The organism is Shouchella oshimensis (genome assembly GCF_002019765.1).
Classification (GTDB): domain Bacteria; phylum Bacillota; class Bacilli; order Bacillales; family Bacillaceae_D; genus Shouchella; species Shouchella oshimensis.
The window spans coordinates 1,919,562-1,935,778 of the sequence record NZ_KV917380.1; the positions used below are offsets into that span (position 1 = coordinate 1,919,562).

Genomic DNA, 16,217 nt, shown 5'->3' on the forward strand with positions numbered 1-16,217 from the left:
GGTTTTTTAATGTTCGCGGAAAAACGAAAGCGCAAGCTCATCAGGGACTTCAGCGACGGTCTCATACGAATAAACTGGTTTATGAGATTTATCAATTAAGATCGAATACACCCCTTCATAGAAATCGTCACACTGAAGAAAATGCTTAGCCAAGGTTTTATCGGTTTCAAACGTTTCCTCAAGTGAAGACGCTTTTGATTGCTTCAAATGCGCAAGGGTTACTTTTAGAGACAACGGCGATTTACTCTCCAATAATGTGTACGTATCTTGAGCGAATCGACTTGAATCATTATGGAGCGACGTTAAAATGTCTTCAATCGTTTTAAAAGAAAAATGTTTATGGATGTCATCTTTGTTCATCATAAGCTCACTTTGTGTCGGTTCTTGAATAAACGACTGCAAAAATAAATGCACGCTTTGAGAAGTGACTTCTTCATAGTCGTCCCAATGGTGGGTTACGAGTTCTTGTTTACATGTTTCTAGTGTGTCACTTTCTATATAATAGTCTGCGCAACCAATGGAAATCGCGTCAGAGGCAGTTAAGACAGACCCTGTTAATGCAGCATATCGTCCTGTATAATCTGGTGTTTGGCTAAGAAAATAACAGGCACCAACATCAGGAAAAAAGCTAATATTTACTTCAGGCATTGCCCATTTTGTACGCTCTGTAACAATACGGTGACTTGCTCCATATGATAAGCCTACTCCGCCTCCCATTACAATGCCATCCATAAGGACTACAATTGGTTTAGGGTAGTTCGCTATGTAGAGATCCAATTCATATTCAAGGGTAAAAAAGGCTGTTGCTTGATCAAATGCTTGTTTATTGTTCTTTGCTTGATAGAGGGCCTTAATATCACCCCCAGCACAGAATGCTTTAGTTCCTCTGCTCTCTAAAAGAATGACACGTACGTTCTCATCAGTTTCCCACCGCTTCAGTTGTGTATAGAGCGCTGAAATCATGTCAAATGTTAACGAATGTAGTGCTTTTTCTCTAGAAAGTGTCGCAATTCCAACTCCATTTTCTTTTTTTGAAAACATGATCTGTTCAGTCATTTTTATCTATTCACCCCACAAGAATGAAATCGTTTACTCTCTTATTTTGACCTATCTTTATAAGAAAAGCAACGAAATCGAACGAATAAACCATATTTTTCAAATAAGTATAGCTTCTAACAACGTATGCCTTGCATTTTTATTTGACCGATGCTATGATCAAATCGAGTTAGCGATCAATGAACTGATAGCTCTGTAGTAGGAAAATTGGTAGGCTTCTCGGCAGGAAACTACCGTATATTGTGATAGGTCGCAGTGTACAGAAGCAACGAAAAACAGATAGAAAAGCCGCTTAAACTACTGATATATAAGCATTTAAGAGACTGCAATGAACTATGATAACAAGACAACTAAATATACTTAACTTCGGGGCAGGGTGAAATTCCCTACCGGCGGTGATAAGGCTAAGCCTTTTAGTCCGTGACCCGTATTTTTTATACGGTGGATCTGGTGAAACTCCAGAGCCGACAGTGAAAGTCTGGATGGGAGAAGTTTAACGAGAATACAGTCGAATGGACGTTTATTTGTGTATGGGATTTTTTGTAATCCTAAGCAATGAGTGTCGTTTTATTTAGTGAACCCCCGAAGTAAAAGCTTTGGGGGTTTTTTGTATGGAGGAGGGGTTTAATGTTCACTGGTATTATTGAAGAAAAAGGAACGATTACAGAAATAAAAAAACAAAATCAAGGAATGAAATTGAGTATTAAAGGGGTAAAGGTTCTTGAAGATGTGTCGTTAGGGGATAGTATTGCTGTTAATGGTGTATGTCTGACAGTCACTGCATTTAACGACCAGGAATTCTCTGTTGATGTTATGCCAGAGACGTTTCAAGGGACTACGTTAAGTCAATTACGTACGTCTACACCGGTTAATCTAGAGCGAGCCATGTCGCCGCTATCCCGATTTGGCGGGCACATGGTTTCTGGTCATATTGATGGAAAAGGAACCGTTGTTCGTAGAAAGCAAGTGGATAACGCCGTTTACTTTGATATTCAAGCACCTAAACGTATTTTAAAATATATCGTTCAAAAAGGTTCAGTGGCGGTTGACGGCACGAGCTTAACGGTATTTGGTCTTAAAGACAGTCATTTTACGATTTCGATTATTCCGCACACACTGGATGAAACCATTATGGGAACAGTAGCAATTGGCGATGAAGTAAATATTGAATGTGATTTGATTGGAAAATATGTTGAGCGATTAGTAACGGTATCTGACGAATCTGCTCCTAAGCATAATTTGGCTGAACTGCTACAACAGAATGGGTATATGTAAAGAGGAGAGTGCTTATGTTTCATACAATAGAGGAAGCCATTGAGACGTTAAAAGCTGGCGGAATTATTATCGTCTGTGATGATGAGGATCGTGAAAATGAAGGTGATTTTGTCGCTCTTGGGGAGCATACCACTTCAGAAACCATTAATTTTATGGCAACCTATGGGCGCGGGCTCATTTGCACACCAATCTCTCAAGAAAAAGCACAGCGACTGCAGCTAGAACAGATGGTCAGCCAAAATACCGATTCTCATGGGACTGCTTTTACTGTCAGTGTTGATCATGTTGCAACAACAACGGGCATTTCTGCACAAGAGCGTGCGTATACAGTACAAGCTCTTGTCAATCGAGAGGCTACTGCAGCTCATTTTAAACGCCCTGGCCATATCTTTCCACTTGTTGCAAAAGACGGAGGTGTTTTAAGACGAGCAGGACACACGGAAGCGGCAGTTGACTTTGCTAGAATTAGCGGTGCTGAGCCAGTTGGAGTCATTTGTGAAATTATGAATGATGATGGCACGATGGCACGTGTCCCCCAGCTTAAAGAGATTGCTCGAAAACACAAGCTTCCACTTGTAACGATCAAAGATTTAATTGCGTATCGTCGTAAACAAGAGTCTGTTATTAAACGTGAAGCAGATCTTTCCTTACCAACTGAATTTGGAACGTTTCGAGCAGTTGCTTATACAAACACGTTAGATAACAAAGAAAGCATTGCGCTAGTTAAAGGCGATATAACGAACGAAGAACCTGTGTTAGTACGTGTCCATTCAGAATGTTTAACAGGGGATGTCTTTGGTTCAAAGCGTTGTGACTGTGGGCCACAGCTTCACGCAGCTCTTAAACAAATCGAAGAGGCTGGGAAAGGCATTCTTTTGTACATGAGACAAGAAGGGCGAGGTATTGGACTTATTAACAAGCTCAAAGCTTACGAACTCCAAGAAAAAGGGTTTGATACCGTTGAAGCAAATGAAAAACTAGGATTCCCAGCAGACTTAAGGGATTATGGTGTTGGAGCGCAAATCTTAAAGGATTTAGGTGTGACACAATTAAAGTTACTGACGAATAATCCGCGGAAAATTGCAGGCTTGCAAGGCTACGATCTAACAATTGTAGAGCGAGTACCACTTCAACTGGCAGGCTTTGCTGAAAATGAACGCTATTTAAAGACGAAAAAAGACAAATTAGGGCATATGCTTCATTTATAGGAGGAGTAAACAAATGGGAAAAGTATTTGAAGGTCATTTAGTGGCAACAGATTTAAAGATTGGAATTGTAGTAGGACGTTTTAATGAATTTATTACAAGTAAATTATTAAGTGGTGCGCAAGATGCATTTATTCGACACGGCGCTCAAGAAAGTGACGTTGATGTTGCTTGGGTTCCAGGTGCATTCGAAATTCCATTTGCCGCGAAACAAATGGCGGATTCAGGAAAGTATGATGCAATTGTCACACTCGGAACGGTTATTCGAGGCTCAACCCCTCATTTTGACTATGTATGTGGAGAAGTGTCAAAAGGGGTCGCTCAGTTAAATATGACGAGTGGTATCCCGGTTATTTTCGGCGTTTTGACTACGGATTCCATTGAGCAAGCAGTAGAACGAGCAGGCACGAAGGCAGGGAACAAAGGTTGGGAAGCAGCGACTGTGGCAATTGAGATGGTAAATTTAGCAAAGCAATTTTCAAAATAAATGATTTCATCTATACTCTTTGCAGGTAATCTGGAAAGAGTATTTTCCATTAAATGGATTGCGAAAATTGTCATATTCTCGTTCTCATTAAGGATAATCCTACGCTACAATAAAAAATGGTCAACTAAGAGAAAGTAGGGGAGAACGATTTACAAAGAAACATTAAATGAACTTATCACATTAGCTATAAAGAAAAAAGCGTTGCTGGCACATAGTAAACTAGCTTTTTTCTTATCGGCCATGCTGGCAGGAGGCTATGTTACAGTAGCAGTTGTTTTAGTCTATATTATTGGAGACCCGATTGTTCAAATTCTTCCTGCATTAACACCCCTTGTAATGGGGTTTGCTTTTGGAATTGCGCTGTTGCTCGTTATTTACGCAGGCTCTGATTTATTCACAGGCAGCATTCTTTATTACACCGTATCAACGCTTCAAAAGAAGACAACGTTAAAAGATACGTTGTGGAATTGGCTATGGACGTATGGCGGCAATCTTGTTGGGGCATTGTTTATAGCCTGGCTTGTCTATATGACCGGTATTTTTTCGGGAATGACAGAAGGGCATTACTTACTATATGTAACTGAGAAAAAAATGACGACCGATTCGCTTGAATTGTTTTTTAGAGGCATTTTTTGTAACTGGCTCGTTTGTTTAGCGATTTGGACACCAATGCGTTTAAAGAACGAGATGGCGAAGTTGTTTGTTGTGTTTATGATTATTTTTGCATTTTTTGCATCTGGTTATGAACATAGTGTCGCCAACATGGGCTTATTTCACTTAGCGCTCCTACACAACCCTGGTGTTGAGGCGATTTCTCTATCAGGCTATGTTGCTAATCTTATTCCTGTGACGTTAGGAAACATCGTTGGTGGTAGTGTCTTTGTAGGGATGGTTTATTTTTATATTTCTAAAAAAAGTGAGCCCACTAGTGACATAAAATGAAAAGTTAGGAAGAGAACCTAGTTTGGTTTCTTCCTTTTTTCCTTTTTGTTATGATGATAACGGTGTTTATGAACGAGTTGTTCGTATGTAAGGACAGAGGTTTGTTTAGAACGTTTTGCTTGCTGGATGATGGCTATTAAGAAAGGATCACAAAGTGGTAAGTCATAATCAGTAAACGTTGCTTGACCAACTGAATGAGAGCGTTCGTGCATGTCTTGCTGTACTTGCTTCTCATTTATACCTAAGTCTTCAAGGTGAAAACAGCGCTCCCTTAAGCGGTTTTCAACTCGACTATAGAGAATTCTTGCTCCTTTTTCGTTTCCGCGTCTTTCATGATAAAGGCCGACTGCAATTTGTATGAGGATCACCCATGGAGATAAACGATCTGGATCGGCTTGTTTTTTCCATTCTAACTCTAAGACTTCATGACATTCAAAATAGTCACGTTCAACATGAAAATAGGTAAGAAATGCTATATAATGAGGTGGATACACGAACATTCGACTCCTTTCGAGTTTATTCTTGAAAAGGTACAAAAAATTGATTATGGTATACTTAACATAAAATGATTGGTGAGAATAGACATGACGATTTATAACGTAAAGACGCCATTATTTGAAGGCCCCCTCGATCTATTGTTGCATCTAATCTCACAGGCTGAGGTGGATATTTACGATATCCCAGTCGCAACCATTACAGATCAGTATTTAGAGTTTATTCACACGATGCAAGAGCTTGAGTTAGACATTGCTAGTGAATATCTCGTAATGGCGGCGACGTTGTTACAAATCAAAAGTCAAATGCTACTTCCAAAGCCAGAAGAGCTATTTGATGAAAGCGAGCAATGGGTAGAAGAGGATCCTAGAGACGAGCTTGTTGAACAGCTTATTGAATATAAGACATATAAAGAAGCAGCGAAACATTTAAAAGATCAAGAAGAAGTACGCCATTCTTTACATACGAGAAAACCAGAAGAATTAGATCACTTTCTAACAGACGAAGAAGAGAGACAGCTGCAAATTCAGCATGTTACTCTTGTTGATATGCTTGGAGCATTTCAAAAGATGCTTCAACGAAATGCGTGGAATCGTCCTAAAACGAAAGTGGTACATACAGAAGAGCAGTCTGTTGAACAGCGTATTGTTGAGTTACTGGATAAACTAGATGAGATGTCTGGTCCGACACGTTTTTCAGATTTAGTTGAACAGGATGATCGCTCATCAACAATTGTGTCGTTTTTAGCTATACTAGAGTTAATTAAAACATCTACCATCTATTGTGTTCAAGATCAAAGCTTTGATGAAATTACGATTTTTTTACGGGACGGAGACAAGCATGAACGCTGAATTATTGGCAAAAGTCGAAGGTCTTTTGTTTGTTGTTGGAGACGAAGGAATTTCTTTAGCAGAATTAAAAAGCCTTATAGAATCAGAAGAAGAAGATATTCTTGCTTGTTTAGAGCAACTTAAGCAAGATATGAACCAAACAAACCGCGGTATTCGTTTGGCAAGACTTGGAAATCGTTACCGTTTGACTACAAAAGTGGAGCATGCTGATTTGTATAAAAAGTTAGCAGCCTCACCTATTCAAGGGGGATTATCACGCGCTGCCCTCGAAACGTTGGCGATTATCGCATACAAGCAACCCATTACGAGAATTGAGATCGATGACATTCGAGGCGTTAAATCGGATAAAGCGATTCAATCCCTTCTGTCAAAATTATTAATCGAAGAACAAGGTCGTGTATCCGGTACAGGACGAGCAATTCTTTTTGGGACAACACGTTATTTTCTTGATCATTTTAATTTAGAATCATTAGAAGATTTACCTAGTCTAGCAGAACTAGATTTGACAAGTGATCGTGTAGAAGAAGATACCGATCTCTTCTTTGAACAGCTCCATCATTTAGAAGATGAATAAACGATAGTCAGGATGAGTCTCTTTAGAAGGGACTCATCTTTTTTTATAAAAGGATAGGCAATGATCACAGGAACGAGCTATTGCGCATATCGTTTTAGTGAAAAGGTAGGTGAAGACGTGTGGATACACATTTACAAGCTGTCCGACAGTGGTGTGACCATTTAGACCATCTTTGGGGAGAGCAACAGCAGGAGTTAGTGAATCGAACGAATAGGGAATTGCTTGAGCAGTTTTATCATGCGAGAGCACAGCTACACGAAGCCATAGTAGGAAATGACCCATCTGTCGATCAAGCGGCTGCTGTTGTATATGAAGTCTGGCAAGAGATGAATGAACAACGCCCTGTGACGCTTCGTCATCGCTCAGGAAATCATGTATTACCACCATTGCCGTACCCTTATAATGGATTAGAGCCCTATATTGATGAGGAAACAATGCGTCTGCATCATCAAATTCATCATAAAAGCTATGTAGATGGCTTAAATAAAGCTGAATTGGAACTAGTCAAAGCGAGAGACACCGATCAATACGAGTTAGTTAAACATTGGGAGAGAGAGCTTGCTTTTCATGGTGCAGGGCATTACTTGCATACATTATTTTGGGAAGTGATGGCACCGAATGGTGGTGGAAAGCCAGCTGGAACACTATTAGAGGCGATAGAGGCTTCATTTGGATCATTTGAGAAGATGCAAAAACACTTTACAGCTGCTGCGGCTAAAGTCGAGGGGAGCGGCTGGGCCATGCTAGTATGGGCACCTCGTGGCCAACAGCTAGAGATTTTACAGGCTGAAAAGCACCAGCAATTATCTCAACAAGATCAAATTCCACTTCTTGTGCTCGACGTTTGGGAACATGCTTACTACTTAAAGCACCAAAATAAACGAGAAGCGTATATAAGTGATTGGTGGAAGGTCGTTAATTGGAAAGCTGTTGAGGAGAGGTTTAGAAAAGCAAAGGAACTGAAGTGGAAAAAAGCATAAGGTTAGCTTCAGAAGAAGCTCTCCAACGTCTCAATAGTGACGTTGGAGAGCCGATTTGCTTTAGTTAACATATCCAAGCGAGTTTACAGGGGCTTTACCTATAAAATGGGCGAAAGCAGACGAGAGATCGATTCCTTAAACCGCACACGTTTCCCTCGAGCTTCATAGAGTTCTGTTGTAACAAGTGTGGACACATTTACATCTTCAGCGAAATCACGGATGAGCTGTCTAGCGATAGAAGAATCATATATAAAGGCGTTTACTTCGAAATTTAGTTTGAAACTACGTTGATCAATATTCGCGGTTCCAACAGAACTAACCCGTTCGTCTACAACAAGCACCTTGTTATGAATAAAACCATTTTCATAAATATAAATTTTAGCACCGACTTTTAACATTTCACCAATGTGTGATGTTGTTGCCCAATAAACAAACATATGATCCGGTTTGTTCGGGATCATAATTTTGACTTCAATTCCAGTTTGGGCTGCCACTTGAAGGGCATCAAGTAGCGTCTTATCAGGAATAAAGTATGGTGTTTGAATAATGATCGATTTCTTAGCATCCATAATCATTTTTAAGTAACCATTTTTAATTTGTTCAAACTCAGAATCAGGTCCACTTGATACAATTTGCATCGCTGATTGACCATTCGGAGGGATATCAGGAAAATAGCGACTGTGATAGGAAATATGATATTCCTTTGCTGCCTGATTCCAATCTAATATAAATCTTGTTTGAATCGCTGCAAGTGCAGGCCCTTCAATTCTTAAGTGGGTATCACGCCAGTAGCCAAATTTTTTCTTCTTCCCTAAATATTCGTCACCGACATTAAACCCACCTACATAACCACATACACCATCAATGTTCACAAGCTTGCGGTGGTTCCGAAAATTTAATCGTAAGTTTACGATAGTAAATCTTGAAGGAAAGAATACCCCAACTTCTCCACCCGCTTCACGAAACGCTTTTAAGTATTTTTTTCGCATGGATCGAGATCCTAGATCGTCATACAAAAGCCTTACTCTTACGCCTTCTTTCGCTTTCTCTGTAAGGGCATCAATAATCTCTTTACCGATGCCATCGTACCGAAAAATATAATATTGAATGTGAATAAACGTTTTTGCGTTACGTATATCCGTAAGCAGTTGATTGAACTTTTTTTCTCCATCAGTGAAAATGTCGATGTGATTTTCTTTTGTTAAAATAGCATCATTGTTCATTAAATGCATATAGATGAGGTCACGGTTTTCATCCACTGTATTACTTTTAAAACGAAAATTGGCATCAAGTACGTCTTTTTTTTGTTGTTCAATAAGGTGATCGAGACCGACTTTTTTAATCCCTTCCCATTGAAAAATCTTTCTTCTTGTCAACGTTTGACCGAGTAAAATATAAATGATGAAGCCAACAAGAGGAATAAAAAACAAAATAAGTAGCCAAGCCCACGTTGCTTGTGCATCTTTTCGTTCAATAAAGATAAGAATGACCGCAAATAAAATATTGACAACAAGCAGTGCTGCAAATAAATAAGTTGGCATTGCAAATTCAATAACCATAGTATCAACCTTCTACTTTCTCTTTGTATCTAAAAACGACCAGATCGAAAGATGGCCCAAATAATCCAAAGGAACATAAGTGATGTAATCGTTAAACCAACTTCAATTGCAGGAATTTGTAACAATATAGTTGGTTCAGCTGTTAATGATCCTCCAATAATAACCCCGGTCATAATAATACTAAAAGACAATAATACAACCGAAAAAGCAAGCTTGTTGCTGATGCGGTCAACTTTTTTTATTAAATCTTTTATTTCCCCGATTGAGATGGAAACTTTTAACTTCCCGTCTCGAATTTCTTTTAATGTCTGACTTAAGTCTTTTGGAAGAAGGCGAATGGTTTCAAAGCTCTCCTGTGACTCTTTTTGCATTTTACGTGCAAATCGTCTCGGATCGTAACGCTCCTTAATTAACATTCTCCCGAAAGGTTCCACAATATCGATAATCGCAATGGAGGGAGCAATATGGGAAACAATTGATTCGACTGCCAATAGCGCTTTTCCTAGCATCGTCAAGTCTGGAGGAATTAAACAATCATGCTGGTTAGCGACGGCGAATAAATCTTGAACAGCTTCTCCGATAGAGATCTCCGCCATCGGTACATCATAGTACTTTAAGCGAAGATAATCTAAGTCGTCATGGAGGCGCGCTTGATCGACTCCTTCATGAACAATATCCATTGCAAATAATGCTTTCATCACTCGATCTGTATGTCTACTCTTTAATCCTTGAACGAGTAGCGCAAGGCTATGACGCATGTCATCTGATAATCGACCGACCATACCAAAATCAATTAAGATAATATCATTGTTTTTAGTGACAAAGATATTACCTGGATGAGGGTCACCGTGAAAGAATCCATGAGCGAAAATTTGTTCAAACATACCAGTGGCAAATCGCTCAGCAACAAGTTCTTGGTCATAGCCTTTTTCATATGTAGCTTCAGTAATTTTCGTTCCTTCAACCTTTGACATAGTGAGCACTTTCATAGATGAATAAGCCGAATAAATGACAGGAAAGTACATGGTTGGTTGATTTTTAGATTGACGTTTTAAACGCTCAGCATTTTGCGCTTCGTTTTTATAATTAATCTCCTCTTTTAACGCATTAGCAAATTCGTGAAACAAGTCAATGAGACGGAATTTTTTTACCCACGTAACCCGTTCCTCAGCTAGTAGAAGCAAGTCTTCTAAAATAGCCAAGTCTGTTTCAATAATACGTTGTATATGAGGGCGACGAATTTTGACAACGACGCTTTCTCCTGTTGGCAGCTCCGCTTCATGTACTTGCCCAATAGACGCTGCTGCTAAAGGCTCTTTGTTAAAAGAGCGAAATAATTGTTCAATGGGAGTGTCCAACTCTTGCTCAAGAATCTCTTTTGCGTCTTCATAAGGAAAACTCGGCACATTATCTTGTAATGCTTCTAATTCATTTAACACGTGCTGAGGGAAAAGGTCAGCACGTGTACTTGCGAGTTGACCAAGCTTGATAAAAGTTGGACCGAGCTCCTCTAACAATAAACGAATTCGCTTCGCTACAGAGAGGTCAGTGTCTTTCTTTTTCTTTGAACGTTTCGGTTTACGTCTTTCAAGCAAACCCATATCCCGGACAATTTGACCAAAGCCATAGTGATAAAGAGCTGTAATAATATCTTGATACCTTGATAGATACCGCATTCTTTTTTTTAGCATTGGTACGGTCCTCTCTTGCTATTTAATCATCATTTGAGTGCACTTGATTTTGTTTGTCCAGGGTCTTCTCAAGAATAGCGACTCTCGCTTTCAGTGCATCCACCTCTGCTTGAGTAGGAATATCCATGGAAACTAGGTACTGTTTTACCCGCTCAGTAATCATTGATTCCACTTCTTTTTGCGCTTTTCTACCTTTTTCCATTAAGTCGTCAACAAGCTGATTCGATTCTGAACGTTTTACCTCTCCTCGTTGAACAAGTTCGTTTACCGTTCTTTCGATTTGCTCTTTACTAGCAGATGCCGCTCCAACCCCTAAAGAATAAACATTATTTAATACATCTCTCATTGCCATCGTTGTTTCCTCCTTATTTCTGTCATCTTATTTCTATTGTATACAAAGAAAGGAGATGAACACAATTATATTCTCGTTACTACCCTTAATACGACTTTTTCAATCAAAAGTTTCAGCTGAATTTATGGTGTATAGTTCTGCATGTAAATGGAGTGATCGTCTAGCCACTCTGCATAAAAGATTGTTTTATGAGAAGGAAAGCCTCTCTTTTGAATTTGCTCATGTAGCCAGCTTTCGTTTTTTTTGATTTTTTTAAGCCCTTCATAAATAATTTCACCGTCCATAATGAGAGGAATAGGTAAGCTTTGATCAACACCCTTAATCGCCATCTCTTGGTTAGATGGTGAACGGAAGGCATGTTTAAGCTGGATATTGACCGTTCCATTTGTTTCTAAGATCCCATATTGAACTTCTCGAATTGAAAAAACGCCCTTCTCTCTTAATAAGTGTTGAAGCTGATTTAAATCTAATTTGTTTTTGCGTAGCTCATCAAATTGAATACGACCCTTTGCGATAATAATGGAAGGAGACCCCTCAAGCAGACCTCTTGTAAATCGAAACTTTTGCGTAATCATTTCAATGGAATAGATGAGGGAACCCCAAATAAAAATCGCGTAAAGCACATAGACAAGGTGGATGTCGTCATCATAAATGGCGTTTCCTAATAGCTCGCCAATGACCAGTGCGGAAATGAAATCAAACGGTGTTAGCTGAGTAATTTGATTTTTACCGAGAACTTTAGATAACACTAATAGTGCGAAAAAACCTACAATCAGTTCGGTTGTTAATGATATATAGCTTTGCATGATGCTCTCACCCTATGTTAGTAACATCCTTTCTACTGTTAGTGTCTTACCTAGTCTGGCTGCTATTCCATGAAACAATTGTCAATAATTTCATGTGTAAATAAATGCAACTGATACACCCTAATAAGCGAAAAGCTTGAATACTTGGAGGTGATGACATGTTTAAAAAAACACTAGCCATTATACTTATTACGCTACTTACAGCTTGTACAGCTTATGAAGATGAGCAAGGGAAAGCATTTATGCTGCAGTCTTCTGCTGGTAAAGAACAAGCAGAATCTGATCGTGTAAAGGAAGAATTGCTGAAAATGGACGAAGTTGTAAGTGTGCGAGGCATTCAACACGAAGAAGATATGATTATGGCACTTCACATAAAACAGAAGGATCGTTTCCATTTGAAAAAAGTACGTAAAAAAGCATTTGATTCTGTTAAAGCACTCTATCCGAATGCGACTATCCATATTTCAACAGATAAAAAAATTTATAAGGAATTAGCTAAAGCAGAGGAAGCGATTAAAACCGATCATTTAGCGAAATCAGAAGTAAAAAAACAGTTAAAACGGATTGAAGAACATTTAAAAGAGTAAGGAGGGAAATGAGTGGCTAAGAAAAAGCAATCACCAGAGCAAGAACAGTATCAAAAGGTAGCAAAAAAATACGAGAAAAAAAGGCCCGTATTAAAGAACTGTATCATCGCATTTTTCGTTGGCGGTGCCGTTTGTGTCATTGGGCAGTGTTTACAAGTATTTTATTACACATTCTTTGATTTTACAGAGAAAAGCGCTAGTAATCCGACTGTTGCCACATTAATTTTTATTGCGACTTTGATTACCGGTCTTGGATTTTACGATCGTATTGCCCAAGTTGCAGGTGCTGGAACCGCTGTGCCTGTTACAGGGTTTGCCAATTCGGTTGCGTCCGCAGCCATTGAGCATCGAACAGAAGGTTATGTTCTCGGCGTTGGTGGCAACATGTTTAAGTTAGCTGGTTCCGTTATTGTTTTTGGAACGGTAGCTGCATTCGTTATTTCATTAATAAAAACCCTTCTTATTAATGCGGGGGTGATCTAATGTTAGTTGGAAAACAAAGTTGGCGATTTGATAACCAGCCTGTCATTATTTCTACTGGAACGGTTGGTGGTCCATTCGAGGGGAACGGCGCTATTCCAGAGGCATTTGATTTGGTACATGATGAACTGTGGATTGGCGAAAAATCATTTGAAAAAGCGCAGACGATTCTTGTAGAAGGCGCTGTTACAACAGCATTAAAGAAAGCATCTGTTAAAAAAGAAGATGTAAATTTTCTATTAGCCGGGGATTTAGTGAATCAATTAACCCCGTCTAGCTTTGCAGGTCGATCATTAGCCATTCCTTATTTAGGTATGTTTGGAGCTTGTTCCACCTCGATGGAAGGGCTTGCGCTAGGCTCATTTCTAATTAATGGAAGTGGTGCTCATCATGTCGTAAGTGTCGCATCGAGCCATAATGCAGCAACGGAAAAACAATTTCGTTACCCAACTGAATACGGGGGTCAAAAACCACCAACAGCTCAATGGACAGCAACGGCTGCAGGTGCAGCGCTTGTGGCTAAAACAGGTGATGGTCCACGAGTGACTGGGGCGACGATGGGAAAAGTGATTGATATGGGTATCTCTGATCCATTTAATATGGGTGGAGCAATGGCGCCCGCAGCAGCCGACACGATTGAGACTCATTTCAAAGAGTTCCACCGGGGTCCAGATGATTATGATCTTATTGTCACAGGTGATTTAGGTCAAATCGGACTGCCGATTTGCCGGGACTTGCTCAAACAAAAAGGCTATGAATTAGGGCACGATCGCTTTCAAGATTGTGGGTTAATGCTCTACAAAGAGGATCAGCCTGTATTAGCCGGGGCAAGTGGGCCAGGTTGTTCTGCAGTTGTGACGTATGGACATTTACTAAATAAAGTGAAGTCAGGAGAGATCCGCCGCTTGCTCGTCGTTGCTACCGGCGCACTTTTATCACCACTATCGTTCCAGCAAAAAGAAACCATTCCATGTATTGCTCATGCTGTTGTTATTGAATCACCAAAAGGAGGCGCATTATGATTTTTTTGTGGGCGTTTCTTGTTGGAGGAGTTATTTGTGTCATTGGTCAGTTGTTAATGGATGTCGTCAAATTAACGCCAGCTCATACTATGTCCACTTTAGTTGTTAGTGGAGCTGTTCTAGCAGGTTTTGGTCTATATGAACCGTTAGTTGATTTTGCAGGAGCAGGAGCAACTGTGCCGATCACAAGTTTTGGTAATTCCCTTGTTCAAGGTGCAATGGAAGAGGCGAATCAAGTTGGTTTAATTGGTATTATCACAGGTATTTTTGAAATAACGAGTGCCGGTATTTCGGCGGCCATCATTTTCGGTTTTATTGCTGCTCTAATTTTTAAACCAAAAGGATGAAAAAATAGACATAGGCTAGTTCAAATGGGTTAACTGTTTGGACTAGATGCAGGTAAACAAGCACGTACTATGTACAATAACTATGTAAGTTCGGCAACTTATACTTTAGCCACAGGACTACATGGAGCGAGAACAAAACAATACTGTACAAAAACTGTATGGCAAGCTTATTATTATGGAGCTAATAGAAATTTAGGAGGACATCCTTTAACTAAAGTAAGTCTTCCACCATGGCAGATTGTTGATACGGCATATTTAACACATGCCGTTAGTGGTGTTAAGAATTAAAAACAAAGAGAAGACCTAATTAAAGGTCTTCTCTGCTTGAATATTCGTATTTAAAGAGTCCCACTAGTAGACTAAAGATAACATATGTCGGTACTAAATAAATGACTGTCGCGAAAATCAACTCGTAGATGTCTAAGTTAAAAGAAAAGATTACGACAAGAATTAATAATATTGCAGTGATAGATGGGACTGAAAAGCTTTTTGAAAGAGAGAACCATCTGTTTACTAGTAAGGAAATAGATATGATAAGAAAAATACTTAGGATATAGATTAATGCCATCCATACTATTGTTTCCCAGTTAAGTGTTGCACTTCTTCCTATATTGCCCATCACACTGTACCATGAGAATAGAAAACCAATAAGTACGGCACCATTTATTAGAGCTAATATTTTTTTTCCTAAATACATATAGATGAATGGACTTATAAACATAAGAAAAATAGTCAAAACTGAAAAAGTTTCTTCCAATACTATTGCCCTCCTTGACATGACTTTTTATAGTACAGTTTCCTTCATTATATAGCAGACAAAATCAATAATCTATTTAATTTAGTTTTAAAAACTATATTGTTTAAAAAAATTTAGAAATCTAAAAAAGAGAGTGTGTTGTGGTGAACATGCCGTTGCTCGATACACGAAATGACAACAATCGCAAGACCGCCAATCAAAATTAACGATAATACGAAGAAGTTTTCAGGTTCTACAGCGAAATAACAGATAGCTAATAAGACCAGAAAGATTAAGTAACCGATAAGGTGCATTTTTCTATGTTGTTGTTTTGTCAATTGATTCCCTCAGCTTTATACCAGTGATTGTACAGTCTCTCTGCTTTTGTTTGTCTTGCTGATAGAAGATTTTTACGGGCAGAGTCTTTATAAAAATTGATTTTCATTTGCTTGCTGCCATCGGTATCTTGCGTCTGTGTCGGCACGTGTACCGATTGAGCGTTTAAAATACCCTACCTTTATATTATATTGAATCCAAACAGTAGCAAATCCTGCGGCTAATGGACCTGCTTTTGGAATAAATGAAGTTATTGCCACAGCTACTGCTTGTAATGTAACTTTTCCGTTAACAGTTACGGTTATATTTTGCCAACCGCTCCAAACCCATCTACCCGTCTGCGCTTGAATTCCTACTTCAGGAGCCGCCCCACTTTTACTATATATGGCTGGTGGGACATATACATCACTGGTTACAAAATTATCATGAATTTGTT

The 16,217-nt window shown here is 39.2% G+C and carries 18 protein-coding genes and 1 riboswitch; of the genes, 11 read left to right on the forward strand and 7 right to left on the reverse strand.

Features of this window, described 5'->3' with window-relative positions:
- Positions 1-6 precede the first annotated feature (6 nt).
- Complete coding sequence (locus BK583_RS09685) at positions 7-1,056, reverse strand: enoyl-CoA hydratase/isomerase family protein (RefSeq protein WP_055737614.1); 1,050 nt, start codon at positions 1,054-1,056, stop codon at positions 7-9.
- A 358-nt stretch (positions 1,057-1,414) separates the two neighbouring features.
- Positions 1,415-1,554, forward strand: a riboswitch (FMN riboswitch).
- A gap of 129 nt (positions 1,555-1,683) precedes the next feature.
- Between BK583_RS09685 and ribE the strand changes: the two genes are divergently transcribed.
- The 4 genes from ribE to BK583_RS09705 all read left to right on the forward strand — a co-directional run bounded on the left by ribE (position 1,684) and on the right by BK583_RS09705 (position 4,965).
- On the forward strand, positions 1,684-2,331 hold the full coding sequence (gene ribE / locus BK583_RS09690; protein WP_055737615.1) for a riboflavin synthase: 648 nt from the start codon (positions 1,684-1,686) through the stop codon (positions 2,329-2,331).
- Between the two features lie 14 nt (positions 2,332-2,345).
- Positions 2,346-3,539, forward strand: a complete 1,194-nt coding sequence (locus BK583_RS09695; RefSeq protein WP_038480415.1) for a bifunctional 3,4-dihydroxy-2-butanone-4-phosphate synthase/GTP cyclohydrolase II — start codon at positions 2,346-2,348, stop codon at positions 3,537-3,539.
- Positions 3,540-3,552: 13 nt separating this feature from the next.
- Positions 3,553-4,023 (forward strand): 6,7-dimethyl-8-ribityllumazine synthase, encoded by a 471-nt coding sequence (ribH, locus tag BK583_RS09700; protein WP_055737616.1) that lies wholly within the window; start codon positions 3,553-3,555, stop codon positions 4,021-4,023.
- A gap of 147 nt (positions 4,024-4,170) precedes the next feature.
- A complete protein-coding gene (locus BK583_RS09705; protein ID WP_055737617.1) occupies positions 4,171-4,965 on the forward strand; it encodes a formate/nitrite transporter family protein in 795 nt (264 codons plus the stop codon).
- A 17-nt stretch (positions 4,966-4,982) separates the two neighbouring features.
- Here the strand turns inward: BK583_RS09705 and BK583_RS09710 are convergent, their stop codons facing one another.
- Positions 4,983-5,459, reverse strand: coding sequence for a DUF309 domain-containing protein (locus tag BK583_RS09710; RefSeq protein WP_051667530.1), 477 nt, complete (start codon positions 5,457-5,459; stop codon positions 4,983-4,985).
- Between the two features lie 90 nt (positions 5,460-5,549).
- Between BK583_RS09710 and BK583_RS09715 the strand changes: the two genes are divergently transcribed.
- From BK583_RS09715 to BK583_RS09725, 3 genes are all read left to right on the forward strand, one after another.
- Positions 5,550-6,311, forward strand: coding sequence for a segregation/condensation protein A (locus tag BK583_RS09715; RefSeq protein ID WP_038480407.1), 762 nt, complete (start codon positions 5,550-5,552; stop codon positions 6,309-6,311).
- Complete coding sequence (gene scpB / locus BK583_RS09720) at positions 6,301-6,885, forward strand: SMC-Scp complex subunit ScpB (protein ID WP_055737618.1); 585 nt, start codon at positions 6,301-6,303, stop codon at positions 6,883-6,885. The genes BK583_RS09715 and scpB overlap by 11 nt, the downstream gene beginning before the upstream one ends.
- Before the next feature lie 119 nt (positions 6,886-7,004).
- A complete protein-coding gene (locus tag BK583_RS09725) occupies positions 7,005-7,865 on the forward strand; it encodes a superoxide dismutase (protein ID WP_055737619.1) in 861 nt (286 codons plus the stop codon).
- Positions 7,866-7,963: 98 nt separating this feature from the next.
- Here BK583_RS09725 and cls read toward each other — a convergent pair whose 3' ends face one another.
- From cls to BK583_RS09745, 4 genes are all read right to left on the reverse strand, one after another.
- Positions 7,964-9,424, reverse strand: a complete 1,461-nt coding sequence (gene cls / locus BK583_RS09730) for a cardiolipin synthase (protein WP_095150343.1) — start codon at positions 9,422-9,424, stop codon at positions 7,964-7,966.
- 29 nt (positions 9,425-9,453) lie between these two features.
- Entirely contained in the window at positions 9,454-11,115 is a 1,662-nt protein-coding gene (locus BK583_RS09735) for an ABC1 kinase family protein (RefSeq protein WP_055737620.1), read from the reverse strand.
- Between the two features lie 22 nt (positions 11,116-11,137).
- Positions 11,138-11,467, reverse strand: a complete 330-nt coding sequence (locus BK583_RS09740) for a phasin family protein (protein WP_236702483.1) — start codon at positions 11,465-11,467, stop codon at positions 11,138-11,140.
- Between the two features lie 122 nt (positions 11,468-11,589).
- Positions 11,590-12,273 (reverse strand): DUF421 domain-containing protein, encoded by a 684-nt coding sequence (locus tag BK583_RS09745; protein WP_038480395.1) that lies wholly within the window; start codon positions 12,271-12,273, stop codon positions 11,590-11,592.
- 158 nt (positions 12,274-12,431) lie between these two features.
- Between BK583_RS09745 and BK583_RS09750 the strand changes: the two genes are divergently transcribed.
- The 4 genes from BK583_RS09750 to spoVAE are packed head-to-tail and all read left to right on the forward strand — an operon-like array spanning position 12,432 to position 14,709.
- Positions 12,432-12,860, forward strand: coding sequence for a YhcN/YlaJ family sporulation lipoprotein (locus BK583_RS09750; protein WP_051667529.1), 429 nt, complete (start codon positions 12,432-12,434; stop codon positions 12,858-12,860).
- Positions 12,861-12,872: 12 nt separating this feature from the next.
- A complete protein-coding gene (gene spoVAC, locus BK583_RS09755) occupies positions 12,873-13,343 on the forward strand; it encodes a stage V sporulation protein AC (RefSeq protein WP_038480393.1) in 471 nt (156 codons plus the stop codon).
- Positions 13,343-14,362 carry a stage V sporulation protein AD gene (spoVAD, locus tag BK583_RS09760; RefSeq protein ID WP_038480391.1) on the forward strand — a complete coding sequence of 340 codons (1,020 nt, stop codon included), beginning with the start codon at positions 13,343-13,345 and terminating at the stop codon, positions 14,360-14,362. The genes spoVAC and spoVAD overlap by 1 nt, the downstream gene beginning before the upstream one ends.
- Positions 14,359-14,709, forward strand: coding sequence for a stage V sporulation protein AE (gene spoVAE, locus BK583_RS09765; RefSeq protein WP_038480388.1), 351 nt, complete (start codon positions 14,359-14,361; stop codon positions 14,707-14,709). The genes spoVAD and spoVAE overlap by 4 nt, the downstream gene beginning before the upstream one ends.
- A gap of 1,161 nt (positions 14,710-15,870) precedes the next feature.
- On the opposite strand, the gene BK583_RS20695 is transcribed toward spoVAE, so the two are convergent.
- On the reverse strand, positions 15,871-16,041 hold the full coding sequence (locus BK583_RS20695; RefSeq protein ID WP_160319326.1) for a hypothetical protein: 171 nt from the start codon (positions 16,039-16,041) through the stop codon (positions 15,871-15,873).
- Positions 16,042-16,217: the final 176 nt, after the last annotated feature.

Bases quoted from the DNA above. Each gene is read 5' to 3' on its own strand.
- spoVAE (WP_038480388.1), top strand. From the start codon at position 14,359: ATGATTTTTTTGTGGGCGTTTCTTGTTGGAGGAGTTATTTGTGTCATT.
- scpB (WP_055737618.1), top strand. From the start codon at position 6,301: ATGAACGCTGAATTATTGGCAAAAGTCGAAGGTCTTTTGTTTGTTGTT.
- ribH (WP_055737616.1), top strand. From the start codon at position 3,553: ATGGGAAAAGTATTTGAAGGTCATTTAGTGGCAACAGATTTAAAGATT.
- BK583_RS09735 (WP_055737620.1), bottom strand. From the start codon at position 11,115: ATGCTAAAAAAAAGAATGCGGTATCTATCAAGGTATCAAGATATTATT.
- ribE (WP_055737615.1), top strand. From the start codon at position 1,684: ATGTTCACTGGTATTATTGAAGAAAAAGGAACGATTACAGAAATAAAA.
- spoVAD (WP_038480391.1), top strand. From the start codon at position 13,343: ATGTTAGTTGGAAAACAAAGTTGGCGATTTGATAACCAGCCTGTCATT.
- BK583_RS09745 (WP_038480395.1), bottom strand. From the start codon at position 12,273: ATGCAAAGCTATATATCATTAACAACCGAACTGATTGTAGGTTTTTTC.
- BK583_RS09740 (WP_236702483.1), bottom strand. From the start codon at position 11,467: ATGGCAATGAGAGATGTATTAAATAATGTTTATTCTTTAGGGGTTGGA.
- BK583_RS09750 (WP_051667529.1), top strand. From the start codon at position 12,432: ATGTTTAAAAAAACACTAGCCATTATACTTATTACGCTACTTACAGCT.
- BK583_RS09685 (WP_055737614.1), bottom strand. From the start codon at position 1,056: ATGACTGAACAGATCATGTTTTCAAAAAAAGAAAATGGAGTTGGAATT.
- cls (WP_095150343.1), bottom strand. From the start codon at position 9,424: ATGGTTATTGAATTTGCAATGCCAACTTATTTATTTGCAGCACTGCTT.
- BK583_RS09715 (WP_038480407.1), top strand. From the start codon at position 5,550: ATGACGATTTATAACGTAAAGACGCCATTATTTGAAGGCCCCCTCGAT.
- BK583_RS09695 (WP_038480415.1), top strand. From the start codon at position 2,346: ATGTTTCATACAATAGAGGAAGCCATTGAGACGTTAAAAGCTGGCGGA.